A 26,560-nucleotide genomic window follows, 5' to 3' on the forward strand; every position below is an offset into this window, starting at 1 on the left:
CAATGCAGTTAAAACCCCTTGGGATTCTTCTCTTGGCAGCTCTGATGACCTCAACCATGCCACTGACGGCCAAAGCGCAGGTGGACAGTTCGCAGATTGAAGCTGAAGAAGCCACTGCAGATGCCGAGGCTGCGAAGGCCGAAGCGAACGAAGCAAAGAAACGCGCGGAAGAAGATCGCAAACGCCGCGACAAAGTGCGCGCGGAATCTCAGGCGGCGATTAATAAAGCTCGCTCTTTGGAAAATGATGCCAAGAAAGAGCAGGCCGAAGCCGAGCGCGAATCAGCCAAACTAAAAGCCGAAGCGGCAGAGCATGAGCGGGCTCAAAAAGCCGCCGAAAAAGAACAAGCCGCGGCTCAGGCCCGCATCAAGGCCGCACAGGAAAAGACTCAAAAAGCCCAGCAGGTGCGTGATGAAGCTCAAGGCAAACGCAAGCAAGCTGAAGGCAAAGCCAAAGAGTTAGGCGACGAGGCGAAGGAACAAGAAAAGCTGGCAAGCAAAGCGACGGAAGAAGGAATGAAGGCTTCTCAAGAAGCTGAAGTTGCCAAAGCCGAGACGATGAAGGCCGAACAGAATCTTTCCAAGGCCAAGCTGTTAACGCAAAAAGCGGTGGCAGAAGCCAAAGCCCGTGAAGCCAAGGCCAAACAGGAAATCGCCCGTGCGGAGGCGGACCGAGCGCGTGCTGAAGCCGAGATGTCGCGTTTGAAGGCGCAGGATGAACAGTCCAAAGCCATGATTGAAAAAGTCGAAGGTGAACTGAAGGCTTCATTGGAAGCGTCCAAGAAAGCCAAGGAAGACGCCGAAGTGGAACGCAAGAAAGTGGCAGAGACTAAATCTCAGGAAGAGAAGTTGAAGCAGTCTGCGGCCAAAGCCCGACAGGAACTGGAAGGTAATCGCAACAATCTTCGTAAAGAGCAGGCGACAGCGAATCTGGAAATCGCCCGGGCCAAGAAGGCCATTGCTGAATACGAAGCCGAGATCGCCCGCTCAGAAGGCGAGCTGAAGCGTTTGACGGAAGAGGCTGAGAAGGCCAAGAAAGAACGCGAGAAGCTTGAGAGCAAATTGGATTCAGTAAAAAACACGGCTGAAGAATCCCGCATCAAGGTGGCTACTGTCAAAGCGGATGCTGAGGCTGAGCAGATGAAGCTTGAGGCCATCAAGATTCGTATGGAAGCCGGCTTGTCCAGTAAGTCCAATAAGAAGAAAAAGTAGATTCTGAATCTGCAAAAAAAAGTAAGCCCGCTAATCGCGGGCTTTTTTATTTCATTTTCTCAAGAAAGCGGAAGTAGCGTTCCGGTTGGATATCCACGGACATCAATTGTCCGTTGCTGTCGTGGACTTCAGGGAAGGAAAACTTCCACTGGCCTTCGTACAGATAGAAGTTAATCCCGATCGAGAACTGAACGGGAGTTTCTTCCCCGGTGGATTCTGAATAATAGGGGACAGAGAAACTGCGCACGCGGGCTTGTTTGGGTAAAAAGCCATCGACCATATTGACCTGATCAATAAAACATTTGGGCGCATCGTAGATTAAAATCTTTGCATTCTTCAGTGGCGAGGCCCAGTTGATGAAAGTCCGTACACCCAATGAGTTAATCCCACGCAATTGATCCAGATGCAGGTGCAGATCCAGATGTTCCGGGATCTGCAAGGACGCGAAAGACTTTTCGTCATTTTCAAGCAAACCGCCCAAGCTGATTTTGGCAACGTTTTGCTCTTTCAGAATAACGAAATCCAACTTTACTGGCATCGGGCTAGGGTCCTATTTGGGTGTAAGGTTCGTTTGATACACGGTCTGCGTTGGGTACGCAAAATCGACCTTCATATCGGCGGCAATCTTCAGAATCTCAATAAAGATTTTTTGTTGATGAGCCAGCTCTTCAGGTCCAGTGTACACCTTCAGGTGGAAGTTGACGAGAACATCCAGGGACGAGGCATTATAATTATTGAAATGAACAGTGACGGTGTCGGAAATCACCTTTTCGTCGGATTTGATGTAATAACGAACACGGTCGCAGAATTCCTCGATCTTTTCTGGCGGGGTTTCATAGGTAAGACCCAGGACTTGGCGGACCCTGCGGGCTGGACGAACACCCATATTATCCACAGTTTCTTTAGCCATCATCGCGTTCGGAATAGTAATCAAAGAATTATAGAATGTGCGAACACGAGTCGAGCGGAAGCCAATTTCTTCAACGGTGCCCTCCATGTCCTTGATTTTGACCCAGTCTCCGACCTGGAATGGACGGTCAAATAGAATTGTAATGGAGCCAAAAAGATTCGCGGCCGTATCCTGGGCCGCCAAGGCCAAAGCCAATCCCCCAAGCCCTAGACCGGCCAACAGTGACATGACATTCAGACCAAAGCTTTGCAGAACAATCAGGAAACCCATGACCACGACAAAGATCTTTGCCGCTTTGGATGCAAAGGGCACGATTTGATCGTCGAAGGTGCTGGGGGTTTTGGAAGTGTAGTCGGCCAGAACCGAGCAGGCAGCGTCGACCAGATAGCAGATCAAGCGAATGATAAAGATCGCAATCAGACCGCGAAGAAAGTGGTCATAGTATTTGGCAAATTTTCCTGAAAGATCGGCGGCGTCGCCGGCCGCGAACCACAACAGAATAACCAGTATCCAGGCCAAGGGGCGATCGGTATTGGATTGTAAATAGTAACCCCAGAAGCTTTTTGGATACTTTTTGACGATTGGATTGTGCTTTTTTAGTTCTTTTAGAATGAAGTAGAAAAGAGGGCGCAGAACAAAAATCCCTGCAGCAAAAGCGATTCCCAAGAATGCCCACTTCCAGGTTGGCATAATAAAGACGGTTGATTTTAGGAATTCACTCATTTCAGTTGAAAACCATTGAGAGTCTTCAAATAAAAATCTTTCCATGCTGGACAGTTCTTTCATATTACATCACCTGCAGATTGTGTCCTGTATATAGTAGTACAAGTAAAACGACGCCCAAGACGATTCGATAGTAACCAAAGCCCCGGAAACCATAGCGAGACACTATACCGATAAAGAACTTGATCGCAAGCATCGCCACGAAAAACGCCACCACGCAACCCACCAGCAGAACATTGATTTGTTCTGGTTCGATCGTCTTATAGATTTTCAACAACTTGTAAAAGGTGGCTGCGGCCATTGTGGGGACCGCTAAAAAAAATGAAAATTCCGCTGCCTCTTTTTTGTTCATGCCAAGTGTCAATCCACCCATGATAGTGGCTGCGGACCGTGATACGCCCGGGATCATGGCGATGGCTTGAAACAGCCCCAGTTTGACCGAATCCTTGTATGTCAGATCATCGGTTTTTCGCCCCATCATTGTCAGATGAGCAAAGATCTTATCGGACCACACCAGGATCACTCCACCGATAATCAGCGACCAGGCCACGACGTGCACGCTGCCCAATAGATGTTCTACAACATCTTTGACCAAGAAGCCGATGGTCACAGTCGGCAGAAAGGCCACGAACAACTTTTTATAGAATCCCCATTGGGGAAGGAAGCGTTTCCAGTACAAAACCAGCACGGACATGATGGCGCCAAATTGAATGATGACCTCGAAGGCTTTGGTGAAAGTGCTGTCTTCAATCCCCATCATGGAGCTGGCAATAATCATATGTCCGGTGGAGGAAATCGGCAAAAACTCGGTGATACCTTCGACAATGCCAAGGATGATGGCGTGGAGATAACTCATGCTGAAACTCTCTTTCGCTGCATAAAAACAGTCGCCCACATCATTGAAAAGAAGCGGTGTGGGTTCAATATTCGATGGGTTGTGTCAAAAGATTTTAAGATTTGTTTAAGATTTTTGTATTCAACGCAGAAGAAAGGTGAATATGATTTTTTTTACCACGGAGGGGGTTTAATATGAAACGTGCATTACTAGTTGGTGCGGTTTTGTTTGGTTCTCAGGCGTTCGCAGGCGAATACCTGGTGAAATATACGAACACACGCGCTTTCAACATGCTAAATACAATGTCGACATCTAAAGTGTCCACGATCCAGATGATGGATCACAACGACACGGCAAGCTTGGTTCTTGTAGATATCGCGAAAAAACACGAAGCTCAGGCTTTGGCTTCTCTTTTGGGTCAGCCAGGAGTTGAGTACATCGTGCCTAACTTCAAAATCAGAGCTTTCGAAGCGCCTGTTGATGCAGCAGCTTTGAAAGAACAATGGTCTATCGCGAAAGTTCAAGCTGAGAAAGCTTGGCAGCGCGCAGGTAACAAAGGTAGCAAAAACGTTATCGTAGCGGTTATCGATACGGGCGTGGATTACACTCACCCAGCTTTGGCTCCAAACATGATCACGGGTTATGACTTCCGTGACAACGATGCAGATCCAATGGATATCACTGGCTTCCAAAACCCAGGTCACGGTACACACTGTGCGGGTGCGGTAGGGGCGACGGGTTTGATCGACGGTGGTATCGTAGGTCTTTCTCCAGAAGTTTCCATGATGCCACTGCGCTTCTTGGGCGCTGACGGTTCTGGTGACTTGAACAACGCGATCAAGTCTATCGACTACGCTATCGAAAAAGGCGCTCACATCATCTCTGCATCTTGGGGTGCGGCGGTTCCTCGCAATCAAGCAGCTCCGCTTCTTGAGGCTGTGAAACGTGCAGATGATAAAGGTGTTATCTTCATCGCAGCGGCTGCGAACGATGGTAAAAACAACGATAAAACTGAAATGTTCCCAGCGAACAACGGTTATCCTAACTCTATCACAGTTGCGGCTTCTGGTCCTTCTGATGCAAAACCATCTTGGTCCAACTATGGTACTGCGACAGTACACGTAGCTGCTCCTGGTGAAAACATCATGAGTACTTTGCCAAAAGGTAAATACGGCAACCTATCCGGTACATCCATGGCGACTCCGCTAGTGTCTGGTTTGGTGGCTTTGATGAAAGCTCAAGATCCTTCTTTGACTGGTGCGCAAATCCGCGCAATCCTTCAGACGACAGGTGCTAAAGTTTCCATCGAAACTGCATGTAACTGCCGCGTTGATGCTTACGAAGCTGTTGAAGCTGTTATGTCCAAGAAAATGGTTGTTGTTCCATCTGCGGCGACAATCAAAAATTCTGAGACTTTGGCGCTTTCTGTATTGAATGGTAAAGCTCCATTCAAATTCACTTCCAGCAACCCATCTGTAGCTACTGTATCTGACAACGGTACAATGACTGCTGTGGCAAACGGTTCCACTGTTATCACGGTGACTGATGCTTCTGGTAAAACGGCTTCCACTTTGAACATGCACGTAGGTGCTTCTTCTGGTGGTTCTAACCCAAATCCTCCAGATGATGGTGGTGGTTTGCCATCTCCTGGCGAGCCGGGCGAATGCCCACTGGGTGATCCAGCGATTTGTCAGATCATCTGCCAAATCAAACCAGATCTACCGTTCTGTCAGTAGTTGACGAACAAAAAAAGGCTCCTTCGGGAGCCTTTTTTCGTTCTAAGGGGGAGCAGCCTATGGAATGCCAACTGCTGCGTTGGGCGTCGTCGACGTACCAGTGGTACGCCTCCTTCTTCAGCCTTGCATTTGACATCCCCTAGACTGCTTGGGTAGGTTCGAGAGAGGGGGCGTTGTGTCTTTTTATTCTCAGGCTTTTGCGCATCTTTCGGTTTCTCTTAAAAATCATACGCTTTGGGTGACTTTGAATAATCCAGAGCAGAGCAACGCTATTTCGCTGGAGATGGTGGATTCTTTGACTCGGGTTTTGAAGTTTGCGGATTTCGATCCCGAAGTTCGGGTGATTGTACTTAAGGGCGAAGGGGCTTCGTTCTGTGCTGGCGGGGATGTGAAGGCCATGCAAAATAAGACCGGCATGTTTGCTGGTGAAAGCAATGAGCTTCGCATGCGCTATATTCACGGTATTCAACAGATTCCTAAATGCATTGAAGAACTTTCGACTCCAGTCATTGCAATGGTCAATGGGCCAGCGATCGGGGCGGGCTGTGATCTGGCCATGATGTGTGATTTGCGCATTGGTTCTGCCAAATCCAAATTTGGCGAAACCTTCGTGAAGTTGGGACTTGTTCCGGGCGACGGAGGCACGTTCTTCCTGCAGCGAGTGATCGGCTTTAGTAAAGCCATGCAGATGTCTTTAACCGGGGACCTGGTGTCTGGCGAAGAGGCTTTGAAATGGGGACTTCTGAACTATCTGGTGGAAGAAGCAGCCTTGGAAGCCGAAGCAGACAAACTGGCTTCCCGAATTGCAGCAAATCCTCCGGTGGCGGTGCAGATGACCAAGAAGGCGATGAAGATGGCTTACTTGAATGATCTGTCGACCATTTTGGATCTATCCGCGGCTTATCAGGGGATTACTCAACGCACGGAAGATCACTTCCGGGCTTTGGAGGCAATGAAGGAAAAGAAGTCTGCTGATTATCAAGGGCGTTGAGCGATCTGTTCCAGATCCTCGGCGCGGGCGATCAGATTTTCTTGCAGGTTTTCTTTTTGTTCGGGACTTAGGCCCTTCCAAAACTTTTCAGCCAGAAAAATTTGAAAAGCGTGTTTGTGGGCGTTTAAGGCTTCGGTGAATTCAGGCAGTCGACTGGTTTCATAGTCGGTGTAATAATCGGCCACAAATTTTTGTAAACTTTCCGGGTTCTGGCTTGAATCGATAAATTGCTTCAAGCTGTATTCGCGGCTTTTGTGTTGCAGATCCCAAGGGTAGGGGTGGCGCTTTAAAAAATCTTCTAACTCTTCTTGTTGTTTGGCTGATATCCCACCAATCCAGAATTCCACCGAGCGGCGATAGCGCTTAAAGGCCGTGCGCTGGGCTTTTTCCGGAGTGTCGTTGTCTTTTCTGGATTCTTCGATGTCGGCGCGAACTTTTTCAGCGAAATGATCAAACTGAGGTCTTTTTAACTGAGCTGTGATCTTGCTGGCTGTAGCTTTAAAGTATCCCGCACCTTTTTTGAAATAATCCTGCACCAGCATAAAGTTTTTCGCCAGCAGGGCCGGGTTCATGTGGCCATTTTTGATTTCAGGTTCCAGTTCCCGTAAGGATTTGGCAACTTCAGGCAGAAGTTCCTTACGCAAACGGGTGATGTCTTTTTGCAGATCTTTTTTAAGCTCTTTTTCTTGGTCGCTGCTCAGATCAAAGTACTTATCGACGCGCGAAGTGGCTGTGAGGTCAGCCCAGCGGACCACCATATCCAGGCGACTGCATCCCAGGGACATCAAAACTGTGATTAAAAGAAGAAGCTTTTTCATCCTATCTTTGTTTTAGAATGGCCCTTCGTAACAGCAAAGCCTCAATGACAAGATACAGGATAAAACTGACGGTCAGGCCCACACCTTTTAGCAGGGCCCAGTTGGTGGTGGTCCAATCATAGGCCGCCCACGTTGCCAGCACCGCATGAATGGCAAAAAAGACCCCCACGCGCAAGGTGAGTCCGTTCATCCGGGACTTGATTTCTTCCGGAAACTTTTGCCCCTGTTGTTCTGCAAGATAGACCAGTAAGGGCTTTTTTAAAATCAACGAACCCCACAGCACCAGGGCAAAAGCCCCTTCCATCAAAGCGGGTTGCAGCTTAAACCATATGCCTTCAGATGAAATCAGCGAAATTCCACCCAAAGCCAACAGCATCCCGTTGCCGATCCAGGTGATCTTTTGCACTTTCTTGTGGCGATAAAGTTCCCAGATGATTTCGCCCACACCAAAAATCATCCCCGCAATCAGACCCGGGATGATTCCGTAGTATTCTTCGATGAAAGTAAAGGCGATAACCGGAAGCAGACCGCCGAAGAACAGACCGGCGGCCGTTTTTTTAGGGGTCGGGTTCATGGGGTTTTATCCAGAAAATCCACCGGCTGACCTTGTGACGGCAAAACGACCTGATCGCTTTCCATCACAAGCTTTCCACTAACGATGGTGTGAGTCGGCCATCCGGTCACCTTCATGCCATGGAACGGAGTCCACCCGCAGCGGCTGGCAATCCAGGAGTTATCAATGGTCATTTCTTTTTTCAGATCCACGATCGTGATGTCAGCGTCATATCCTTGGCGCAGGCGACCTTTGTTTTTAACTCCAAAGACACGGCAAGGGTTTTCTGTCACAAGCTCAGTGAACTTGCGCAAACTTAAGCGGCCCTCATGCACATGATTCAGCATGATCGGCACCAAGGTTTGCACGCCCGGAACACCCGAAGGGCTTTGTGGGTAGGGTTTGTCTTTTTCTTCACGTGTGTGGGGGGCATGATCGGACCCGATCACATCCACGGTGCCGTCTTGCAGGGCTTTCCAAATACGATCCAAATGGCGCTTTTCGCGGATCGGTGGGTTTTGTTGGGCATAGGTGCCCAGTTTGTCGTAACAGTCGGGGGCATATAACGTCAGATGCTGTGGCAGAACCTCCACCGTGGCGATGTCTTTGGCATCTTTCAGCAGGTCCATCTCTTCGCCCGTGGACACGTGCAGAACGTGAATCTTACGTCCGGTTTTACGAGCCAAACGCAGCAAGCGGGTTGTGGAGTTCACGGCGGTTTCCACATCTCTCCAGACCGGGTGGTAGTGAGGATCAGCCATATCCACGGCAATATGACGTCTTTCTCGCAGGCGCATTTCATCTTCGCTGTGGAAGATGATGCGGCGATGGCCCTGCAACAGGATTTTTTCTAACGTTTCATCGTCCTCGACCAGCAGGTTCCCGGTCGAGCTTCCCATAAAGATCTTAATCCCCGAACAGTGGGGCAGAAGCTCCAGCTCGGCGATTTTGTCGACATTGTCGTGAGCTCCCCCGATAAAGAAGGCATAGTTGGCGTGGCAGCGGTTTTTGGCGCGGTTGAGTTTGTCTTCGAAGGCCTCTTTGGTGGTGGTCGAGGGGTTGGTGTTCGGCATTTCGAAAATACTCGTAACTCCACCCAAGATGGCGGCGCGGGTGCCGGTTTCTAGATCTTCTTTATGAACCAGTCCAGGTTCGCGGAAGTGAACTTGGCTGTCGATCACCCCGGGCAGGACGTGCAGTCCGTGAGCTTTGATGATCTTCAGGGTGGGTTCGTTGATGGTTTCTCGGATCTTTTCGATGCGTCCATCTCGGATGGCGATGTCGGCCTGCTGCTCTATCAGGCCAGTTTCAGACGGGTGAGGCAGCAGGCAGGTGCCGCCTTGAATGATCAGATCGTAGGGACGTGGCTGAGACATGTATCACCTCGGAATGCCTTCAAAGCTATCATTAGATACCTTCGAAGGTCCAGCGTTGACGAGACCTCTGGGATAGGTGAGAATTTGAATTGTGACAGTTGAAAAATTTCTCTCCTTCTGGGACCAGCACAATACCGCCATCATTGAGGGCCTCGTCGCACTCATTGTTCTTATTTCATTGTTTCTGGCCTATCGCGCCTTCTTTGCCAAAAAAGACCAAGGCGGCGGCGAGCTGGGGAGCGGCTCTTTGGATGCCGCGCAACTGGAAAAAACTCTGCAGAAGATTTTAGAAAATCAACAGGCGTCCGGAAAGTCCCCACGCAGTGCTGCTGCGTCAGAAGATTTTGGTGTGGATGTGGAGATGGATGAATCTCCCGCTCCGGTCCGCGGGCCCAAGGTGGCAGCCGCGGCAGAGTCTGCAGTGGATGCTTCTGAAGTCAAAGCCGCCATCGAAGGGGCCAAAGAATCTGCAGCAGAAGTGGCGCAGCTGCGATTGTCGCTGACAGAAGGACATCAAAAAATTGCCGAGCTTCAGGCGCAATTGCAAGAAGCCAAGGCGGCAGCCCAAGCCGGTGGTGGCGGTGGTTCGAGTGAAGGCGGGATGTCTTCCGCGGAAAAAGAAGAACTTAACGGCAAGCTTCGCGATCTGGAAGCTCGTTTGGCTGAATATGAAATCATCAGCGAAGACATTGCGGATCTATCCCGCTATCGCGATGAAAATGAAGAGCTGAAAAAACAGTTGGAAGCCTTAAAAGCCGGAGGAGCCGCAGCGCCAGCCGCGACACCGGCGGCAGCAGAACCGGCTCCAACGCCAGCCCCAACGCCAGCGGTTGAAGAACCTGTTGCCGAGGTGGCGGTGGAAGCAGCCCCAGCAGAAGGTGGCTCGGATCTGATTGATGATGATTTGATGAAAGAATTTGCAGCGGCCGTGGAAGGGCAAAGAGCCTTGGACAAGGCTGCTGAAAAAGCCGGGGACGGCAGCGATGCAGCTGCGAAGGCCGGGGATGAAACTAATCAGTTGATGAGTGAGTTTGAAAACTTCGTTTCCAAAAAGAGTTAAAAGCTATGAACAAGTTTCTTTTGGCCTCTGTTTTGTTTGCGGGACTTTCTTCAAGTGCTTTGGCGGCAGGGACTAAACCTTCATCCAGCACTTTAACTTCAGCCTTGGAGTTGTTGAAACTTCCTGGTGAAAACCGCCGCATGGTGGTCCAGGTTCAGGGCGAAAAATACTATCAAAATTTTATCTCGTTAGCCTTCAGTGACGCTCAACCGATGGGGCTTCGCTGGCGGGCCTTGATGGCCGCTGCCGAAGCTCGTGGCGCGAAGGCGACTCCGGACTTGGTAAAGGCGGGGGCGAACAGTCAGTGGTTCATGCGCAATGCAGCCCTGATTGCGCTGTCTGAAGTAAACCCCTCTGAGGCCGAAAAACTTGCCAAAAAGCTAATCAAAGACAAGGCCCTGGTGGTCCGTTCGGCGGCGGTCGAGACTTTAGAAAAAAGCGGGTCTTTGGATCGAGAGCTTTTATGGGAAGAGCTAAATCAGGATTATAACTTCAAGAACCGTCAAAGCCTGTGGATCCGTCATCAGATCGTCGAAGCTTTGGCGAAAAAACCGATGGATCGTGAAATGTCGTCGTTTGCCAGTCTGCTAACGGATAAAGACGCCCGGGTTCATATGCCCGCCGTGCGAGGGCTTGAACGCCTGACCGGAGTTCGTCTGAACGACAAACCGATGAAGCAGACCGCACTGGTTGATCTTTGGAAAGACTATATCAAGAAAAACAACTAAGAAAAAAAAGCCGGGGGAACCCGGCTTTTTTAGTTTTGTGAGCTTATTCAGAATCCGGGCTGCTCTCGGCTGGAGTTTCCGCTGGCCCGTCAGTTTGCTCTGGCGCGTCGGCGTCTTCGATCTCTTCCTCATCTGGAAGTTCGGGTTTAGCACTTGTCAGGGTTTCGTTCACAGAGGAAGGCGTTTTTGCCAGAACGGTGTTGCAGGAAGCTTTTACCCGGAAGAAGTGCTTCCACATTTCACCGTCGATCTTTCCTTTGATCTCGGGTTTTTGCAGTTCCGATCCCATGTATGAGCTCGCGTTGGCAAATTCTTTAAGGCGTTTCAGGCGCGGGATCTTGCGTTCGCCGTCACATTCACCTTGGGAAGCTTTTCCGCCTTCAGCAATGAAACTATAAGCTTTGGGTGGAGTTCTTCTTTTTGCATGAGCCACAGAGTCTGGACTCAAGAGAGGGTGAAGAAGCAGGACGCTGGTAAAGATGAACAGTTTTTTTAAAGTGGAGTTCTTCATAGAGAAGAATGGTAGCAGGAGTTGGCGATGGCTAAAAACAAAAAAAATGGGTTCGTTGTATTAGAACCCGGCTTTTTTAAGGGCTTCGTTGATAATCAGCTCACGCTCGATGCGATAGAAGATGATCTTTTCTTCCAGACCGTCGGTTTCCAGGGTTTCGGGTTCAGAGAAGAAGTCTTTTAAAATTTCCATGCGCTTTTCAATGGTCACGCGCGTGGATTCACGCCCCTCGGTTTTGCCGCGGGCAAAGATCAGGGTCAGTTTATAACGGATGCCGCCGGATGGGCGTTCGGTCTGGCCTGGTGGTTGCCAGCCATCGATGCCTTTGATGTATTCAGTTTCAATCACACCCGTGTCTTGGTTTTCTTGGGCGATGGGGTACTTCAGGACCGCGTGGGCGGCTCTCCAGACGTTGTCGTAAGGAGCAAAGAAGACTTTTTGTTTGTTGATTTGGCCCATACGTTGGTGGGCGGAAGGCTTTTTATCAAACAGGCTGCACCCAAATAAGGAGCAGCCTGTGATAATCACAAGTCCAAGAAGGATTTTTCTAGAAAGAGACGGAACTGTGTGTGACATGTGTTGCAGCTTCGATCATAGCAGGCCCCAGGGCCGCTTGTGAAGTAGTTTGGCTGCCCACGAAGTTCACTTCCCAACGTTTTTTGCCGGTGATCGCGGAATCGTTCGGCCATACGGGCAGTTTCACGCGCTCAGCCCAGTTTTGAGAGTATACTTCCCATTGTGGGTTCAGGATTTTCACCTTCGCAGAGCCTTGAACCACTTCCTCTTCCTTGGAAAGAACAGAATAGGTCGCAATCGGGCTGACACCATCAATTGTGTTAAACTTTGGCATCAAAAGCTCGCCGGCTTGCAAAGTCGGATCCGGGATCAGAGGCAGCATCTGAGGCGTCGTGCCCGCCGCAAACGGAAGCAGGGTCGCGCTCATGCGGTCGCCGCCGGACTTAAGGTCTGCTGTTTTCTTAAGCACACCCAAAACCATGGCTTGAGATCCTGGCAGGACGTTCAGGCCCATTTTCTTGCCGTTTTGAATGGACTTCACATCCGTCGGGATCAGGTAGCCGGATTGGTTGGCGACGCCGACGGCGATGAAGGTTTCATCAGAGCGGAAGCCAGGGGCTCCGACGTCTTTTTTCTCGTTGAAGTTCAGCTCACGGGTCGGCATATCCAAGCGCGTGCTGCCGGATTTAACTTCGATGTCACGAACGGCGCCGCCGTTGATAGAGAACGAATTGATCAGCTCATAGAACTCCGCCCCGCCACGAAGAGCGTCCACGGTGGATTTAAACGGGAATCGTCCGCGAGCTGCAAAGACGCGGTTCACACCGCTGTTTCCGTAGTAAATACGGTAGGTCGGTTTATCCAGGTTGATAGTGAAGAGGCCGTACTTTTCGCTTTGATCTGGTACAGAGATATTTGCCGGGATGTCGATGTCCTGACCCATGGCAGAGATACGGTCAAACTGCGGGCTGATAACATTATTAATATCAAAAGCCAGAAGATCCATTTTAGAGAACGCCGGCATCACCAAACCGAAATCGACATAGCCATCTTTGTTTTGAATCGGAAGACCGGAAGTCACGCCTTTGACTTCATACTGAGTCTTAGTCGCTTGAGCGCGAAGTTTGATCGTCAGTGCGCCCGGCTCTTGATTCATATAAGTGCTGCGCAGGAAGCCTGGGGCTTGAACTGTCACCGGAAGGCCCGTGTTCCAAGCCGCGGGGATTTCAACTTGGCCGTTGGCGTCCGTGGTCAGGAAGTTGCCAGCAAACGGGGAGTTCAGGGCGTCACCGATCAGGATTTGTGCGCCTTTGATGGGTTTGTCGTCAAAAGTGCGGATAGAGATGATGTTGGTGGATTGCTGCCAGAACAGGCCGGCAAAGCCATTAGTTTCATTTTTTTGAGTGCCTTTGTGGTCCGAACAACCCGCAAGAAGTGCCGGGACGGCCATGGCCATCACTAGTTTTTTCATGTTGTATCCCTCCGTGGTGGGCTTTAGGGGCCCTTATTTCAGTTTCTTTTCTAGAGCAGCGGTACTAGTGACAGGTTTCTTTCTCGCGCTGCTGGCTCGGTCCCCTTCGTTGGAGTCCGAAGAATCTGTCATGACCTGTAATTGCATTGCGGAAAAGCCACAGGGTCAAGACCTAAGGCGAGGAATTGGGTAAAATTTAAGGAATCTAATTTAACGCAAAGCCCATTATTGACTTCCTGCGCGTTCACAACTAAAAATCTTGCTTCACGCACTTCCAGTAAGGCTTCGTCCTTGTCGGGTGTGTTACTGTGTGGTGGGGTAGCTCAGCTGGTTAGAGCAACGGAATCATAATCCGTAGGTCGGCGGTTCAAGTCCGCCTCTCACTACCAATTTTAAAAATAAAGAAGCCACCCATTGAGGTGGCTTTTTTATTTTTTCGATCTGGCCGCGAACGGCGGTCTTCGGACTAATCTCGAACCAGCGGTTCATCGCCCTAGCAGGACTCCAAGAAAACAATCTGTTGCTGGCGACAGAGTTGTCCTTGGTAAGGTCAGCGGTTCTTTGTGGCGCAAGGAAGAGTTAACCGAAGGGCAGCTGAATCACCATGTTCACGTTGTCGGGGCTTCTGGTTACGGAATGATGGTTTTTATTTCTCATATCATCAAACAACGAATCGAGCAGGGGAAGGGACTGCTATTTATTGATCTTAAGGGTGACATCGAAACGATCATGAAGTTTTCAAAGTTCGTCGCTGCTAGTGATCGTATCGAGGATCTTCAGATATTCTACCTATCAGATCAAAAGTTATCTATTCCATATAATCTGATCGAAGACGGAACGCCCACGCAACTGCGCGATAAAATCATGCTCGCACTGAACTGATCAGAAGAGTTTTACATAAACCAATGATGAGCTTTCTTTTAAAGCTCGTCATTGGTTTATGTTATCTGCGCGACCATCAATCTTTTAGATTTCATCTGGGAACTGTTTTAGAGGCGACAACTTGCCCTGAATTTTTGGAAGAGTTGTCGCTCAGAGTTCCAGAAAGTGAAAGGTGAGTTAAATCTGCTTTTGAGGAGTGTTTTAACTTTGTGATTCACCCGAACGTGATCAAATCATTACGGGTTGGGAAGTGCGTCTGTGTGAAGAAGTATCATGAGGCGCGGGCGTACTTGGTGGAGGTAAGTTCATAGGAGTGGCGTATCAAAAATAGAGGGGGACCTCATTCAGAGAGTAAATCCCTCTGAATTAATGTATAAACAGATCATCGCTGGAATTGAAACATGAGCTGTGAAGCTTAGGGCGACTAAAAGCCCTTTGTTTTTTGGGATATATGTTTCAACAAAGTAGGTGAGAAAATATATTCTTCGTATAACTCCAAAAATATGTAAAGCAAAGAAAATGCATAAATGTTCCGTTTCACTTAGTTTGACCGGGTTCGTTTCAGATACTTTGACCACCTGATTTTTGAGGGTTTATTGGTCTTTCTACTCGCTGTCAATATCGTTGAAAGTTATTCGTCCCTTCATGCGGTGACTGGGGCCTTCAAAAATGCAAATATGGGCATTCTCGAACATCCTGTCGATGGCAGCACTTGCCAGGATCGGATCGGTAAAAACTTGTGGCCATTCTTCAACGTCGCGGTTGCTGGTTAAGATCATAGCCGAATTGTGCTTGCGTCGATCAAATAAATCGAAGATCTCCTCACTCACGTCTCGTGGCATTGTTACGACGCCCCAGTCATCCAAGATCCATAGCTTTGATGTTAGAATTTGTTTGAATAAAACATCGAGCTTATTGTTCTCGCGCGCTTTACGGATCTTTGTCCCAAGTCTTTTTACACTCGTACAAAAAACACTGTGACCAGCCTGCGCAGCGCTCATCCCAAGAGCAATCGCAAGATGACTCTTGCCCGTGCCGGGACTTCCCAAAAACAATGCAATTTCGTTGTTCTCGATAAACTTTAAATCTTTCAGATCCTCGATTTTTTCGCGCGGGAGTTTTTTATTGAAATCCCAATTGAACTGCTCAAAGCTTCTTCGCTCTGGGAACTCCGCTTTCTTAATCCTTTTTTCTACGGCGTTATCTGCCCTTGCATCTAATTCCGTGGATAGAAGCTCACTGAGCCACTTAAGATCCTGGCTGCGTTTTCCTTTTTGAACTAAACCCTCGATCTCTGCGGATGCCGCGGGCATTCGTAACTGCTTTAACTGATCGCGTATCACATCTATTGTCATAACTGTCTTTCCTTTCAGTGGGCCTGGTTGCTATGAACCAGACGTAAATGGTTTTTATACTCACTCATGTCGCGCGCAAACTTACCTCCCACCGTCTGCGCGGATAAAACCTCCTCATGACGAGGAGCTTTGGGTTTTGGCTTTGCCATAATATTCAATAGTTGATGAACTGTTTTTAAATTTACCTGTGATAACTCCAGCGCTGAAAGGCAGGCCTTGTCGATGTCGGCATTGCTGTACTTCTTGTTCAGCGTCAGAAGACCCCATACGCTGCGTGTATCAACAAAACCTTCGCCTCGAGCCAAAATAATTCCTACAAAGCGCTCAACATTGACGCCGATAATTTTTGCTTGCTTCAGATAGTGACCATGATCTTGAAGAGTCTTCTCCCAAGACTCCTTGTAATGATCTTTACAGGCTTTACTTGTGAATTTATCTTGGATGCGCTCGTAAACTTCTAACAGTCGACCGTTGCAGTAGATACTTACTTGAACTGAATTACCAATCACCAAAGCTATTTCGCCTTTGAGTCTTGTGTCTACTCGGTAGTACTTGTTTGCAAAGCGAACATAACCATCAGACCTCACTGTTGAGCGAGTGATGGTTTCCACTTCGTAGCGTAATAAAGGAAGAGGCTTTAACAACGAGGCTTCATCGTTAAGAAACACATCCAAAGGTTTTTGTAGGTGAGTCCCGTGCTTTCTCTCATTGGCGATACTCATCTTTTTATTCATGTGTGACTGTGCGCCGCTCAGTGAATATTGGGACTTATCGTAGGATTCAAAAAGGCGACGCTTCATTGGAACCATTCGCTCCACTTTGCCTTTTTTCTCTGGAGAATAAGGCGGCAATGCCTCGACAACGAACCCGTAGTGCGAGGCCAGTCTTTCAAAGGCCGGGTTCAACGTCGGCTCGTGCTTTGATGCCTCATGAACAAAGACTTTGGGATTATCAGAAGTCACTTTACGAGGGACTCCGCCAAGTTCCTCAAACATGCTTATTAAAACTTCGGCAGTTGTTTCAAAGTCGAGTTTCTCTACAACTCGGGCCATCTCGTAACGAGAATGCCCAAGAACGCCAACGAAAATCCAAATTGTTTTTTTCTTTTTTGTGACAGGATCGACGACGTCAAAGAGCTTTCCCCAGTCCACCTGCAGACATTCCCCCGGTGAGTGAACAAGCTCCATCACATTGCGCGCAGGTGCGGATCGCATAAGTTTGTGGCGGTGAATGTAGCGGTAGAAGTTAGATCGCGGGACAGAGAGCGGAAGCTCTTCAAAAATACTTTGCGGACTCCAGCCAAGTTCAATGCGCTCCTTGATCCATTCGCGCTTGGGATCTAAGATGGCATCCGTTTCAATGGCCTTCTCGCTGCGACCATCGCGCAGCGGAAACAGCGCCTCTGGGTAAGGTGGGATTTCTTTTGAGGTTTTGCAGTAGATTTTCTTCTCTGGGTTTGCGACGGCTACATAGCCATGCTCTATCGCCTGGTCGCGGATTTTTATGACGTAACCTTTGCCTTTACCAGTTGATTTAGTCAGTGCGGTGAGTGAGTGTCCTTCGCGAAGGCCTTCGACGATTTTTCGGTCCACTGTGATTTTCTCCAAGTCCTTTTTTCTGAGTTTCCGCATGCGTATTCCTTGCTGTAGTCTGGTTGTTAAACCAGCAGCTTAGCGCATGGGATCAGATGGAGAAAATGTGCTGAAAACGTAAGCAATTGCCCGGTCAAATTAGGTGGGATTTACTTCCCCCAAAGCCGGTCCACTTACGTGGGATTTGCCCCCCTTGAAACCGGTCAAACTACGTGGGATTGGACAGCATAAAACAATGTTCAATGCATAATGGCCTGTTCCATCAAGCATTTTTGAAATAAGTTTATATAAGTTGTAGGCGCAAAAGATGGATAGAGTTGTTGCGGCTAGTAGTATGTCGAATAGGTGACTCCTCAATTTTTCTTCTATTTCTGGTGCACTTTTATCTGAAATGCTCTCTTCAATTATCCACCTTAAAAGAAGTTCTTTGGCCTTTGTTTCTCTGTTTGAGTTTGTCATTGATTCCTCCGTCAATTGTGCGGGGTCATGCATAAACATAGTCAAACGCCAAAGTAAAGATCCACATTAGAGCTAGCGTGAATACAGGGAAGTCGTTTGGAATTTTTAATAGATTCAAAACTCTATTAGTTAAATACAAATATATATGACTTCCTATAAGACAGAAGGTTGTCGTTGCCACAGCATGACCAATATTCTTAGTGGGAAATAGAAGTGTTGATAGAAGAAGTGTGAGAACGGATAGTGTTATTGTGGCGTACTTTTGATTCTTATCTTTCCAAATATCTTTTTTGAAAGGAATTAAATGGAAAAACTGTAAGCTGGTAATTGCGATGAAAATAGGGGCTAGAAGCAGGGTTAGGGTCATTATTGTTATAGATGCTGTAGACATTATGTGTCCTTTCAGAAAAGTGGAGTGAACCCCGATTCTTTGGGGCCAAGTCACACCTCTTGCTAGATACACTAGCTATGCCAATTCATTGCTGTTTATATCGAAGACTATTGTATCAAAATGATCATGAACGAATATTCGTTCTACATACGATGAATATATATACAATGAGGCCCTTTGGAGCCAAGCAAGTCAGTTTTTGCTTCGGTGTAGCTTGGTCTTGGCTGCTTCTCATTTTCATGAGTCCAATTTGCGTCGTAACTCGTTGAAATCACAGAATGGTTGAGCCACTCAACCCTTTATTTTAACTAGACATGGTGGAAATCTAAGGCGTCTCAGTTTGAGATGAGAATTAAATATATACCCAGGGTGTATCTTTGCATACTTTGCTAAACTAACTTCTTGTTTTTGTTTGCGTTAATCGATATAAATATACCATGGGTATAGTAAAAAAGTCTAAATTAAACCAATTGCTACGAAACTGGCCAGATGGAAAGATCAAAAGTTCCGTGTGGCTCAATGCTGAAGGATATGGCGCTAACTTGATCCAGAAGTACAAATCCAACAATTGGATCGAGGCCATAGGCACCGGTGCTTTCAAAAAAGCTGGCGATGAGGTCACTTGGGCCTCAGCGCTTGAGTGCTTGCAAAGGCAACTCAAGTCTGAAGTTCACGTAGGTGGAAAATCCGCCATAGAATTCACCGGAGTTGCTCAGTATTTGAAAATGAAAGAGACCAATGTCGTTTTGCTGTCGAATAAAAAAGAAGCACTACCTGCTTGGATGAAGAAACATAACTGGAACGTGAATTTGGATTTTAAAGTCAAAAATCTCTTTAACTCAAATCTGTCGTTTGGTGAAAAATCCAATGGATTCCTTACCATTGAAGCAGATAAGGCGACGATAATAGTTTCGAGCCAAGAGAGAGCCTATTTGGAATACATAGATGAACTTCCAAAATCAGCCTCCTACACCGAGGCCAAGGAGATAATGGAAAACATGATCTCACTTAGACCAAGCGTTGTTCAGCATCTTTTAGAGAACTGCACTTCTTTGAAAGTGAAGAGGTTGTTTCTGCACTTTGCCGAAAAGCAAAATCATCCTTGGTTCAAAAAGTTGAATCTTGAAAAGATTGATCTTGGCAGCGGCAAAAGAGTTGTCTTTGAAAATGGCGTTTTGGATAAAAAATATAATATAACTGTACCGAAATATGAATCTTATGAAGAACTCTAAATTCTATCCACAAGTTGTACTTTTGCTTGATGTACTACCGTACATTGCAAAAGAGTCTTGCTTTGCGCTTAAGGGTGGAACTGCCATAAATTTATTTGTCCGAGATTTTCCACGCCTCAGTGTTGACGCAGATTTGACTTATCTAGGTGATGAGTCACGCGACGAAGCCCTGCAAAAGACAGAAGACGCCTTGCTAAGAATAAAGGCAGACCTAGAAAAACAAATTGGCGCTAAGGTAACCTCTAGCTCTCGCCAATCACAGCCAACAGATATTAAACTATTTGTGAATCGTGATGGCGTTCAGGTAAAGATCGAAGCAAATCCCGTTCTCCGTGGAGTTCTTTACCCATTCAAAGCAATGTCTTTGAATCAAAAGGTCACTGATGAATTTGATAAGGAATTTGATATCCAAATTTCAAGTTTGCCAGACCTTTATGGTGGCAAAATTGCTGCGGCCCTTGATCGTCAGCATCCGCGAGATTTATTTGACGTCAAATTGTTGTTTGAGAACGAAGGAATATCAGATGATATCATGACGGGTTTTCTAGTCTATTTGATGTGCCACAAACGTCCCCCTAACGAGCTATTAAAGCCAACTTTGCAGGATCAAACTGCGCTATTTAATGAAGATTTCAAAGGTATGACGAACATCAGTTTTAATTACTCGGACTTTGTGAAGACCCGCGAGGCATTGATTGAGCGAATCAATGCCAGCCTCACCGCAAGTGATAAGAAATTCTTGCTGTCATTTTTCGAAGCAAAACCTGACTGGAGTCTTTTTAGAGAGTCACGCGCTCAAGATTTGCCGGCAATTAAATGGAAGTTGATGAATTTGAGTAAACTTGATTCGGGTAAAAGAGTTGCGCAGATCGAAACGCTGAAAGCTATTTTTTAATTTGGAATTATCTGCTGTAAAAGACGCTCTGGTCTCAAAGAAAAATTTGGCCAGCATCACTTGGTTCTGGAAGGGTAATGGGAGAAAGTAAATGTCGTTAATGTTAGAGACCTACATATTTACAGGCTTTGGCTTCGATGTACATCCTTAAGGATGTTAACCTGAAGATCGCCAATGGCGAAGAGTTTCCGGATATCGATATGAATGAGTTAAAGCTTTTAACGGCTAAAGCTCTTTTGCGAAGTCAGAACCGACTGACTGGAAATTAGCTTAAATTTTTGAGAACTTTATCTAAGATGTCGTACGGCGACGTTTCAAAAAAGATACCTGTGAAATCTTTGAGCCTTTTTTCTTGGGAAGATAAGGGGAAGGAATATACAGGGCTGACTCCGGATCAAGAAAAGGCTTTTCGGATGATGGTCTTTAATAGAATTCTTGAGAGTGAAAAAAGCCAATATGCTATGAGCACAACTCTGACGAAAGAATTTGTTGCGGCAAAGGAACTGTCTCCGATTGAAGTCGCTTCCAATTTGGATTTCTCATTCGTTTCTAACGGATAGAGGTCAATAAGAATTCTGGAATTTCAAATTATTAAGCACATCCAAAAACATCCCAATTGAAGGGGTGTTTTTTGGATATGAAAAACGTTAACCTTATGTTGGATGAGTGCCCCATTTATCTGGGAATTCTCCAGCGAGCATATCCTTCGTTTACAAATTCATTTAATAAATTACTTGTTACTTCGTCGCGTTTTCCTTCGATATTCTCCTTGTGCCATGTTTTTGCAAACTTTAGTACCGAAGACACTATTGTGATATAGAATGCAGTAACGGTTGTGACCTTGGCCCCTTCTTTGGAGCGTTTGAAACCTCACGTTTGAGAAACCTCTCTTAATCTTTCTTCGTACTGTTTGGCAAACATTTCTGGAGTTTTATTTTTCAACGCTGAGTTGGGTCGTTCCGTGTTGTACTCGATTCTCCATGCTTCGATGACCTCCTTGGCGTGATAAATGGATTCAAACCAATTCAGGTTCAGACACTCGCCTCTGAACTTGTCATTGAACGACTCGATGAATGCATTCTGGATCGGTTTTCCTGGCTGAATAAACTTCAATTCCACTCCGTTTTGGTATGCCCACACATCCATCGCTTTTGACGTGAACTCGGTTCCGTTATCCACGATGATTGACTTTGGGCATTTACCTTGTGCTTTGAGAATACTTAGAACTTCAGCAACACGATCACCAGGGATTGAAAAATCAACATGAATCGCAACAGCCTCATGAGTGAAAAGATCCTTAATGTTGAGGGTTCTAAATCTTCGTCCTGTTGCTAATGAGTCAGAGACAAAGTCCATGGCCCAAATTTGGTTCGGTCCCGTTGGCGCAACGAACAGTAGTCGCTTTCCTGAACGCTTCTTCTTTCCCGATCTTCGATTCATCTGAAGTCCCAACTCTCGGTAGATCCTAGCAATGCGCTTGTGGTTGTCCTTAAAGCCCATACGATCACGCAAGATAAATGAAATCCGTGGCCTGCCATAACGGACCTTGGCTTGCGCAATCTCAAGCATTTTGGCTTTCAGTGCGTCGTCATTACGATGTCGTTGTTGCTTGTAGAATAGTGTGGATTGTTGAAGCCCCAAGACTTTGCAGAGTGATCGTTTGCTGATTTTCAATTTGTCTTTGATAGCTTCAAACACCTTGCGCTTTTGCTTGGGGCTTACCACTTTCCCTTGATAATCTCTTGGGCGGCCTCGAGTTCCACGGCCTGCTTTGCAACCACACGTTGCAAGCGCACGATGGTAGCCTCTAGCTCCTTAAGTCTACGAATCTCAGAGCCCTGCATGCTGCCGTATTTTTTTCTCCAAGCGTAGAACGTATGGGCTGCGATGCCATGCTTGCGGCAAAGATCTTGGGTTGATGCCCCGGCCTGGCCTTCGGCCAAAATCTTGGTGATCTGTTCTTCTGAAAATCTGGATTTGCGCATTTGCGCCCCCTTCATGCACGTCTTTTACGCGCTTTGTTGGGAGGAATCAAGTGCTCCAGTTTTTGGGGCCAAGGTCAGTTGGAGCCGCGGATTTGAATAATACAACTTTAGTTTTTTGCATAAGGTTGTCATTCATCTCCTTTTCAGCTCTTTTAATTAATAGATGTTCGATAGCATAGTACAGGCGGCGGTTGTTTCCTAATAATGCATCGTACGAATCTCTGGTTCCAATCTCAAGAGATTCTAAATGATCTTTGATCGCTTTGCGAATACTTCTATTTGAGTTTACTCTGAAAACAAATTGATCAACTTGGTTTAAAATATCCTCACTGAAGATAAGATCATGTGCTTCTTTGGTCTCAAAAATTGTATCAGGTTTTGCCGCAAGATTGTAATGGCGATGATAAATCGCCTGCACCTGACCAAGAATTTTTGGCGAGAGTTCGGTTTTGCTATTTTGGCCATAGTATTGAAAAACATCTACATTTTTCATCTGTTCTTTATATAGACCAGCTTGACGACCATAAAAAATCTTTGACTCACGAAGTGCACTTTCTAGCTTAATGTGAATAGGATCATTTGAGTATAGCTGCCATCCTTCAATTGGATTTTGACGGTTGTTGTTGTTGGTGATCTCTCGGAGATCGTCGGATCCTACCCCAGTTATGATTTTTGCGATGACGTTGATTTGTTTGAATCGCTTTAGATTCTCTTCGTAAGACTTGTTTCGCTTTACATTTATATCTTCTAGAAAGCTCGTGGCAATGGTAGTTGTCTGGCAGCCATTGATTATGCTTGGATTTTCCAACAGTACCGAGCCGTCTGTGAATTCAGCTTTGTCTGCAAATAACGTGACGCCGCTGTGATAAAATGCGAAAACCTCTGGCTGCTCTTTTCCAGTTACAATTGCTTTTAGTGTTTCTTTCATTGGGTGTGCAACACGTTTCGAAGAGTTCTTTTTTGCATCCCACACTGTTAGTCTAATATTTTTGTGGAATAATTCTGGACCTCTTTGTTTGTATAACTCTACAAGTTGTTCAAGTGGCAAATAGACAATCCTTAAGGATCCAGATTTATAAGATAGAGTAGACTCCTCAAATTGTTTAACCGGATACTTTTTGGGTGGTCTCGGTATCTTATTTGACTTTAGAAGATAAGGCTCAATTGAAAATTCAATGTTATAAAGTCGATTCAGCTCATGTGTTGATAGGGTTTGCTTGAATTCTTCGAGCTTAACTCCAGCCAATCCTTTTTCTAGCTGAGATTCTTCTTCGTAGGGTGATAATAAAACAAAACGTACTACTGCTATCTTTCCACTAATACTTGGGCAAATTTGCGCAAGATTGTGAAGAGCATTGTTGGATGGTTTCTTTTCTAATTGATTCTTTGAAAGCACTAAGAATAGCCAGTCAGCAGCACGTAAAAGGTCGTTGAGCCCCTTTCTTATCTGATTATGGTCCTCGGTTAATTTCGATTGGAATATATGTAGCTTTTTGTTTTGACAATAATGCCAACCATCAATGCCATTGTCTTCTCCGCTTTGAGATGATTGGTCTGTTGCGTCAGTATGAGCAAGGCCAAATTGATTTTCTAATTGCATTGCAACAATGAGGGACTCATCAGTTAGAGAAGATCCCGATGCCGCTCGCTTTTCTTGAATTCGTCCTCGTATAAATTTTATTTCAAGCATAAATCTGTATTTCCTTTTTTTTATTACCAAAAACTCGATAACAATGGTGGTTTTTAACACATCAAAGACTTGGCAAGGTTATGCATAATCGCGCCATACTTTTCTGACGCATAAGTCGACCATAAGCTTGCTTTTTGGGTCTCTTGTTTTCAGGACATCTCTTCGGAATGTTTGTAAATTTGTTTATGTAATTTTGTTTAGTGGACATTCGCAATTTGGTACTGCCCCACACGTCCTAAGTCCTGCGCATTAAAAAAATTGTAAATTGATTAAGCTTTATTTCCGAATAGGAGTGTGTGAGACGTTATCTAACCAAATCCATCTTTAAAGTCGGCCTAGAGTGCCCCAGAAAGCTTTTTTATCACAAGAAGCCCGCGGAATATTTCAACGGCAAAGAAGAGGATCCTTTCCTAGAGAGTTTAGCTCAAGGTGGATATCAGGTCGGAGCATTGGCTCAATTAAAATATCCCGGTGGCATTGAAATCAAAGATCGCGACTATTCTGCTGCCGCTGAAAATACGCAGAAACTTCTTACTGAAGACCACGCCATACTTTTCGAGGCGGCTTTCTTAAAAGACAACTTTTATGTTCGCGCTGATATCTCCATCAAGGCAGGATCGAGTCTGCGCATTATCGAAGTAAAATCCAAAAGCTTTGAATCTGATGACAACGATGCATTTCTGTCGCAGCAAAAATCAAAACCAGGCGCTCCTAAGTTATATGCGAATTGGATTCCATATATCTACGATCTCGCGTTTCAAGTGTATGTTGCTCGTTTGAACTACCCGGAGCTTACCGTAAGTGCCAGCATGATGCTTCTCGATAAGGCAGCATCGGCCAGCGACGACGGCTTACATCAGCTATTTCTTGTGAAAAAGTCCGGCAGCTCGAAAGAGGTGGTGCTCACAAAGGATATTCCAGCCGGATTTAGGGGGCACCAGCTCTTGAAGGAAGTTGATGTTACGGAGATTGTTGATGCAGTGATTGAGGGCAGAGAAACTTCTGAATTTCATATCATGGGGGATCTGGCTTCTCGCTCCCAAAAGTTAGCCGAAGTATATTTAAATAACGTGCGATATCCCGTTCAAACTCTGGTTGCCAGCCAATGTAAGGGGTGTGAGTTCAGAGGAAAACACGAGGGGTTGAAGTCCGGTTTTGATGAATGTTGGACAGAGGTCGCAAATATTGAGTCTGCTTCATCAAAAAAGATGGCGTTTGATCTTTGGAACTTTCGAGGTACTGACAAAGCATTCGAAAGTCGAAAGTATCTATTAGATCAGCTTGATGAAAGTGACCTAGGAAAGAAGCCGACGAAAAACTCAGCAAGGCAGCTACTTCAAATTGAAAAACATAGAGAGGGGAATCTAGAACCTTGGTTTGATCTCGCAGCTCTGAAGGCTGAGATTGGCACCTGGAAGTGGCCTTTGCATTTTATTGACTTCGAAACCTGCGCTCCAGCGATCCCATTTAAAAAGGGGTTTGCACCGTATTCGGAAGTCGCATTCCAATTTTCCCACCATATTTTAGATGCCAATGGACGCGTATCCCATGTTGGGCAGTTTATTGATTTAACTCCCGGAAGCTTTCCAAGCTTTGATTTCGTAAGAGAGTTGAAGAGACAGCTCGAAACGGACAATGGCACTGTGTTTCGTTACTCAAATCACGAAAATAGTGTTTTAAATCGTATCGTCTTTTTGCTGCAACAGTCTGACGAGTCAGACCGGGATGAGCTGATACGCTTTATTCAGACACTCACTAAGAAGAAAGCCTCAGATAAAAAAGATGATTATCTCTGGAATGGCCACCGCTGTATGGTGGACCTTTTGGAGGTCGTTAAGGAGTGCTACTTGAGCCCGTTGATGGGCGGCTCCAATTCATTAAAATATGTTTTGCCTGCCATTTTGGCAGAGTCAGAGTTCTTGCGTGAAAAGTACTCAAAGCCGGTTTACGGCACCAGTGAGATGCCTTCCTTAAACTTTACGGACCATGTGTGGATCAAGAAGTTGGGGGCTGACGGCGTTTGTGATCCTTATAAAGAGTTGCCTTCGCTGTTCTCTGTGGAAGACTTGCAGAAAATCGACTCTTTGATTTCTGACGAGGATCAAATCCGAAACGGTGGCGCTGCGATGATGGCCTACTGTCGAACTCAATTCACTCAGATGTCTGCTGAAGAGCGCGAAGCTATACGTAGGGCTCTCCTTAAATACTGTGAGTTGGATACTTTGGCGATGGTGATGTTGGCGGAGTATTGGTTGTCTGTCATTAAAGAGCACTTCTCTGAGTAAATTCATAAATATTCTAAAAATTGTCCGGCGAATTATTCGAATGTTGGACATTTCTATCTTCCACAGCTAGCTACGTGCTTGAACTCGCTGGAATGTCTTTTGCTAATTTTGGATTGAATTTGTATTAGCAAAGTCTGAGTCCGCGCTCCTATTTTTATGCCGCTCACTCCGTTGCGGCCCCTTAATCGCCGCCGTACACAGTCTTCGCTTTGCAGGCTTCACGCCAGGCGCTTGCAGCACCTGTCATTCGCTCTGCCGCTCCGTCTGAGTCGGGGCGGGGGGGCCACTGCCTGCGCTCGCTTTTCCCTTTTCAAGGTTCCCGAGCCTTCGGTGAAGGAACCTCGAAAGAGGGAAA

At 46.5% G+C, this 26,560-nt stretch carries 26 protein-coding genes and 1 tRNA gene; 12 read left to right on the plus strand and 15 right to left on the minus strand.

The window, feature by feature from the left end:
- Nucleotides 1-2 precede the first annotated feature (2 nt).
- Nucleotides 3-1,211: a hypothetical protein gene (locus tag ACZ5ZV_RS05960; RefSeq protein ID WP_347359614.1), complete on the plus strand. Its 1,209-nt coding sequence runs from the start codon at nt 3-5 to the stop codon at nt 1,209-1,211.
- A gap of 46 nt (nt 1,212-1,257) precedes the next feature.
- On the opposite strand, the gene ACZ5ZV_RS05965 is transcribed toward ACZ5ZV_RS05960, so the two are convergent.
- The 3 genes from ACZ5ZV_RS05965 to ACZ5ZV_RS05975 are packed head-to-tail and all read right to left on the minus strand — an operon-like array spanning nt 1,258 to nt 3,700.
- On the minus strand, nt 1,258-1,749 hold the full coding sequence (locus ACZ5ZV_RS05965) for a hypothetical protein (protein WP_347359615.1): 492 nt from the start codon (nt 1,747-1,749) through the stop codon (nt 1,258-1,260).
- A 12-nt stretch (nt 1,750-1,761) separates the two neighbouring features.
- Nucleotides 1,762-2,907 carry a mechanosensitive ion channel family protein gene (locus ACZ5ZV_RS05970; protein ID WP_464120526.1) on the minus strand — a complete coding sequence of 382 codons (1,146 nt, stop codon included), beginning with the start codon at nt 2,905-2,907 and terminating at the stop codon, nt 1,762-1,764.
- A 1-nt stretch (nt 2,908) separates the two neighbouring features.
- A complete protein-coding gene (locus ACZ5ZV_RS05975) occupies nt 2,909-3,700 on the minus strand; it encodes an undecaprenyl-diphosphate phosphatase (protein WP_464120527.1) in 792 nt (263 codons plus the stop codon).
- Between the two features lie 173 nt (nt 3,701-3,873).
- On the opposite strand from ACZ5ZV_RS05975, the gene ACZ5ZV_RS05980 reads away from it, so the two are divergent.
- Nucleotides 3,874-5,415, plus strand: coding sequence for a S8 family serine peptidase (locus ACZ5ZV_RS05980; protein ID WP_464120528.1), 1,542 nt, complete (start codon nt 3,874-3,876; stop codon nt 5,413-5,415).
- 175 nt (nt 5,416-5,590) lie between these two features.
- Nucleotides 5,591-6,406 carry an enoyl-CoA hydratase-related protein gene (locus ACZ5ZV_RS05985; RefSeq protein WP_464120529.1) on the plus strand — a complete coding sequence of 272 codons (816 nt, stop codon included), beginning with the start codon at nt 5,591-5,593 and terminating at the stop codon, nt 6,404-6,406.
- Here the strand turns inward: ACZ5ZV_RS05985 and ACZ5ZV_RS05990 are convergent.
- Genes ACZ5ZV_RS05990 through ACZ5ZV_RS06000 form a run of 3 tightly spaced genes read right to left on the minus strand, consistent with a single transcriptional unit; the run spans nt 6,394 to nt 9,153 of the window.
- Nucleotides 6,394-7,224: a DUF6279 family lipoprotein gene (locus tag ACZ5ZV_RS05990; RefSeq protein WP_464120530.1), complete on the minus strand. Its 831-nt coding sequence runs from the start codon at nt 7,222-7,224 to the stop codon at nt 6,394-6,396. The genes ACZ5ZV_RS05985 and ACZ5ZV_RS05990 overlap by 13 nt on opposite strands.
- A 1-nt stretch (nt 7,225) precedes the next feature.
- On the minus strand, nt 7,226-7,798 hold the full coding sequence (locus tag ACZ5ZV_RS05995) for an inner membrane-spanning protein YciB (RefSeq protein WP_464120531.1): 573 nt from the start codon (nt 7,796-7,798) through the stop codon (nt 7,226-7,228).
- The gene (locus ACZ5ZV_RS06000; RefSeq protein WP_464120532.1) at nt 7,795-9,153 is read right to left on the minus strand and encodes a dihydroorotase; all 1,359 of its coding nucleotides are present in this window, start codon (nt 9,151-9,153) and stop codon (nt 7,795-7,797) included. The genes ACZ5ZV_RS05995 and ACZ5ZV_RS06000 overlap by 4 nt, the downstream gene beginning before the upstream one ends.
- A gap of 91 nt (nt 9,154-9,244) precedes the next feature.
- Between ACZ5ZV_RS06000 and ACZ5ZV_RS06005 the strand changes: the two genes are divergently transcribed.
- The gene (locus ACZ5ZV_RS06005) at nt 9,245-10,213 is read left to right on the plus strand and encodes a hypothetical protein (RefSeq protein WP_464120533.1); all 969 of its coding nucleotides are present in this window, start codon (nt 9,245-9,247) and stop codon (nt 10,211-10,213) included.
- Nucleotides 10,214-10,218: 5 nt separating this feature from the next.
- On the plus strand, nt 10,219-10,941 hold the full coding sequence (locus ACZ5ZV_RS06010; RefSeq protein ID WP_464120534.1) for a HEAT repeat domain-containing protein: 723 nt from the start codon (nt 10,219-10,221) through the stop codon (nt 10,939-10,941).
- Nucleotides 10,942-10,984: 43 nt separating this feature from the next.
- On the opposite strand, the gene ACZ5ZV_RS06015 is transcribed toward ACZ5ZV_RS06010, so the two are convergent.
- From ACZ5ZV_RS06015 to ACZ5ZV_RS06025, 3 genes are read right to left on the minus strand one after another with little or no spacing between them, the layout of a single operon-like run.
- Nucleotides 10,985-11,452: a hypothetical protein gene (locus tag ACZ5ZV_RS06015; protein WP_464120535.1), complete on the minus strand. Its 468-nt coding sequence runs from the start codon at nt 11,450-11,452 to the stop codon at nt 10,985-10,987.
- A 60-nt stretch (nt 11,453-11,512) separates the two neighbouring features.
- A complete protein-coding gene (locus ACZ5ZV_RS06020; protein ID WP_464120536.1) occupies nt 11,513-12,028 on the minus strand; it encodes a hypothetical protein in 516 nt (171 codons plus the stop codon).
- On the minus strand, nt 12,000-13,439 hold the full coding sequence (locus ACZ5ZV_RS06025; protein WP_464120537.1) for a hypothetical protein: 1,440 nt from the start codon (nt 13,437-13,439) through the stop codon (nt 12,000-12,002). The genes ACZ5ZV_RS06020 and ACZ5ZV_RS06025 overlap by 29 nt, the downstream gene beginning before the upstream one ends.
- 312 nt (nt 13,440-13,751) lie before the next feature.
- On the opposite strand from ACZ5ZV_RS06025, the gene ACZ5ZV_RS06030 reads away from it, so the two are divergent.
- Nucleotides 13,752-13,828: transfer RNA gene (locus ACZ5ZV_RS06030), tRNA-Met, on the plus strand.
- Between the two features lie 25 nt (nt 13,829-13,853).
- Nucleotides 13,854-14,321: a hypothetical protein gene (locus ACZ5ZV_RS06035; RefSeq protein ID WP_464120538.1), complete on the plus strand. Its 468-nt coding sequence runs from the start codon at nt 13,854-13,856 to the stop codon at nt 14,319-14,321.
- A 605-nt stretch (nt 14,322-14,926) separates the two neighbouring features.
- Here the strand turns inward: ACZ5ZV_RS06035 and istB are convergent.
- The 3 genes from istB to ACZ5ZV_RS06050 all read right to left on the minus strand — a co-directional run bounded on the left by istB (nt 14,927) and on the right by ACZ5ZV_RS06050 (nt 17,727).
- The gene (gene istB, locus ACZ5ZV_RS06040) at nt 14,927-15,676 is read right to left on the minus strand and encodes an IS21-like element helper ATPase IstB (RefSeq protein ID WP_464117240.1); all 750 of its coding nucleotides are present in this window, start codon (nt 15,674-15,676) and stop codon (nt 14,927-14,929) included.
- 14 nt (nt 15,677-15,690) lie between these two features.
- Nucleotides 15,691-17,307, minus strand: a complete 1,617-nt coding sequence (istA, locus tag ACZ5ZV_RS06045; RefSeq protein WP_464117241.1) for an IS21 family transposase — start codon at nt 17,305-17,307, stop codon at nt 15,691-15,693.
- 99 nt (nt 17,308-17,406) lie between these two features.
- The gene (locus ACZ5ZV_RS06050; protein ID WP_464120539.1) at nt 17,407-17,727 is read right to left on the minus strand and encodes a hypothetical protein; all 321 of its coding nucleotides are present in this window, start codon (nt 17,725-17,727) and stop codon (nt 17,407-17,409) included.
- An 828-nt stretch (nt 17,728-18,555) separates the two neighbouring features.
- On the opposite strand from ACZ5ZV_RS06050, the gene ACZ5ZV_RS06055 reads away from it, so the two are divergent.
- The 4 genes from ACZ5ZV_RS06055 to ACZ5ZV_RS06070 all read left to right on the plus strand — a co-directional run bounded on the left by ACZ5ZV_RS06055 (nt 18,556) and on the right by ACZ5ZV_RS06070 (nt 20,805).
- Nucleotides 18,556-19,350: a type IV toxin-antitoxin system AbiEi family antitoxin domain-containing protein gene (locus tag ACZ5ZV_RS06055; RefSeq protein ID WP_464120540.1), complete on the plus strand. Its 795-nt coding sequence runs from the start codon at nt 18,556-18,558 to the stop codon at nt 19,348-19,350.
- Complete coding sequence (locus tag ACZ5ZV_RS06060) at nt 19,337-20,245, plus strand: nucleotidyl transferase AbiEii/AbiGii toxin family protein (protein ID WP_464120541.1); 909 nt, start codon at nt 19,337-19,339, stop codon at nt 20,243-20,245. Before ACZ5ZV_RS06055 ends, ACZ5ZV_RS06060 begins: the two co-directional genes overlap by 14 nt.
- A 137-nt stretch (nt 20,246-20,382) precedes the next feature.
- Entirely contained in the window at nt 20,383-20,514 is a 132-nt protein-coding gene (locus ACZ5ZV_RS06065) for a hypothetical protein (protein WP_464120542.1), read from the plus strand.
- A gap of 60 nt (nt 20,515-20,574) precedes the next feature.
- Nucleotides 20,575-20,805: a hypothetical protein gene (locus ACZ5ZV_RS06070; RefSeq protein WP_464120543.1), complete on the plus strand. Its 231-nt coding sequence runs from the start codon at nt 20,575-20,577 to the stop codon at nt 20,803-20,805.
- A gap of 310 nt (nt 20,806-21,115) precedes the next feature.
- Here the strand turns inward: ACZ5ZV_RS06070 and ACZ5ZV_RS06075 are convergent, their stop codons facing one another.
- The 3 genes from ACZ5ZV_RS06075 to ACZ5ZV_RS06085 are packed head-to-tail and all read right to left on the minus strand — an operon-like array spanning nt 21,116 to nt 23,920.
- A complete protein-coding gene (locus ACZ5ZV_RS06075) occupies nt 21,116-21,943 on the minus strand; it encodes an IS3 family transposase (RefSeq protein WP_464120544.1) in 828 nt (275 codons plus the stop codon).
- Between the two features lie 20 nt (nt 21,944-21,963).
- The gene (gene tnpA / locus ACZ5ZV_RS06080; RefSeq protein ID WP_464120545.1) at nt 21,964-22,230 is read right to left on the minus strand and encodes an IS66 family insertion sequence element accessory protein TnpA; all 267 of its coding nucleotides are present in this window, start codon (nt 22,228-22,230) and stop codon (nt 21,964-21,966) included.
- A 46-nt stretch (nt 22,231-22,276) separates the two neighbouring features.
- Nucleotides 22,277-23,920, minus strand: a complete 1,644-nt coding sequence (locus ACZ5ZV_RS06085) for an AIPR family protein (RefSeq protein WP_464120546.1) — start codon at nt 23,918-23,920, stop codon at nt 22,277-22,279.
- A gap of 296 nt (nt 23,921-24,216) precedes the next feature.
- Between ACZ5ZV_RS06085 and ACZ5ZV_RS06090 the strand changes: the two genes are divergently transcribed.
- The gene (locus ACZ5ZV_RS06090) at nt 24,217-26,205 is read left to right on the plus strand and encodes a DUF2779 domain-containing protein (RefSeq protein WP_464120547.1); all 1,989 of its coding nucleotides are present in this window, start codon (nt 24,217-24,219) and stop codon (nt 26,203-26,205) included.
- Nucleotides 26,206-26,560: the final 355 nt, after the last annotated feature.

Source organism: Bdellovibrio sp. HAGR004, from assembly GCF_055397015.1.

Excerpts from the sequence above, each read along its gene's own strand:
- ACZ5ZV_RS05960 (WP_347359614.1), top strand. The coding sequence starts at position 3 with ATGCAGTTAAAACCCCTTGGGATTCTTCTCTTGGCAGCTCTGATGACC.
- ACZ5ZV_RS05965 (WP_347359615.1), bottom strand. The coding sequence starts at position 1,749 with ATGCCAGTAAAGTTGGATTTCGTTATTCTGAAAGAGCAAAACGTTGCC.
- ACZ5ZV_RS05970 (WP_464120526.1), bottom strand. The coding sequence starts at position 2,907 with ATGAAAGAACTGTCCAGCATGGAAAGATTTTTATTTGAAGACTCTCAA.
- ACZ5ZV_RS05975 (WP_464120527.1), bottom strand. The coding sequence starts at position 3,700 with ATGAGTTATCTCCACGCCATCATCCTTGGCATTGTCGAAGGTATCACC.
- ACZ5ZV_RS05980 (WP_464120528.1), top strand. The coding sequence starts at position 3,874 with ATGAAACGTGCATTACTAGTTGGTGCGGTTTTGTTTGGTTCTCAGGCG.
- ACZ5ZV_RS05990 (WP_464120530.1), bottom strand. The coding sequence starts at position 7,224 with ATGAAAAAGCTTCTTCTTTTAATCACAGTTTTGATGTCCCTGGGATGC.
- ACZ5ZV_RS05995 (WP_464120531.1), bottom strand. The coding sequence starts at position 7,798 with ATGAACCCGACCCCTAAAAAAACGGCCGCCGGTCTGTTCTTCGGCGGT.
- ACZ5ZV_RS06000 (WP_464120532.1), bottom strand. The coding sequence starts at position 9,153 with ATGTCTCAGCCACGTCCCTACGATCTGATCATTCAAGGCGGCACCTGC.
- ACZ5ZV_RS06010 (WP_464120534.1), top strand. The coding sequence starts at position 10,219 with ATGAACAAGTTTCTTTTGGCCTCTGTTTTGTTTGCGGGACTTTCTTCA.
- ACZ5ZV_RS06015 (WP_464120535.1), bottom strand. The coding sequence starts at position 11,452 with ATGAAGAACTCCACTTTAAAAAAACTGTTCATCTTTACCAGCGTCCTG.
- ACZ5ZV_RS06020 (WP_464120536.1), bottom strand. The coding sequence starts at position 12,028 with ATGTCACACACAGTTCCGTCTCTTTCTAGAAAAATCCTTCTTGGACTT.
- ACZ5ZV_RS06025 (WP_464120537.1), bottom strand. The coding sequence starts at position 13,439 with ATGAAAAAACTAGTGATGGCCATGGCCGTCCCGGCACTTCTTGCGGGT.
- istB (WP_464117240.1), bottom strand. The coding sequence starts at position 15,676 with ATGACAATAGATGTGATACGCGATCAGTTAAAGCAGTTACGAATGCCC.
- istA (WP_464117241.1), bottom strand. The coding sequence starts at position 17,307 with ATGCGGAAACTCAGAAAAAAGGACTTGGAGAAAATCACAGTGGACCGA.
- ACZ5ZV_RS06050 (WP_464120539.1), bottom strand. The coding sequence starts at position 17,727 with ATGACAAACTCAAACAGAGAAACAAAGGCCAAAGAACTTCTTTTAAGG.
- ACZ5ZV_RS06055 (WP_464120540.1), top strand. The coding sequence starts at position 18,556 with ATGGGTATAGTAAAAAAGTCTAAATTAAACCAATTGCTACGAAACTGG.
- ACZ5ZV_RS06060 (WP_464120541.1), top strand. The coding sequence starts at position 19,337 with ATGAAGAACTCTAAATTCTATCCACAAGTTGTACTTTTGCTTGATGTA.
- ACZ5ZV_RS06065 (WP_464120542.1), top strand. The coding sequence starts at position 20,383 with ATGTACATCCTTAAGGATGTTAACCTGAAGATCGCCAATGGCGAAGAG.
- tnpA (WP_464120545.1), bottom strand. The coding sequence starts at position 22,230 with ATGCGCAAATCCAGATTTTCAGAAGAACAGATCACCAAGATTTTGGCC.
- ACZ5ZV_RS06085 (WP_464120546.1), bottom strand. The coding sequence starts at position 23,920 with ATGCTTGAAATAAAATTTATACGAGGACGAATTCAAGAAAAGCGAGCG.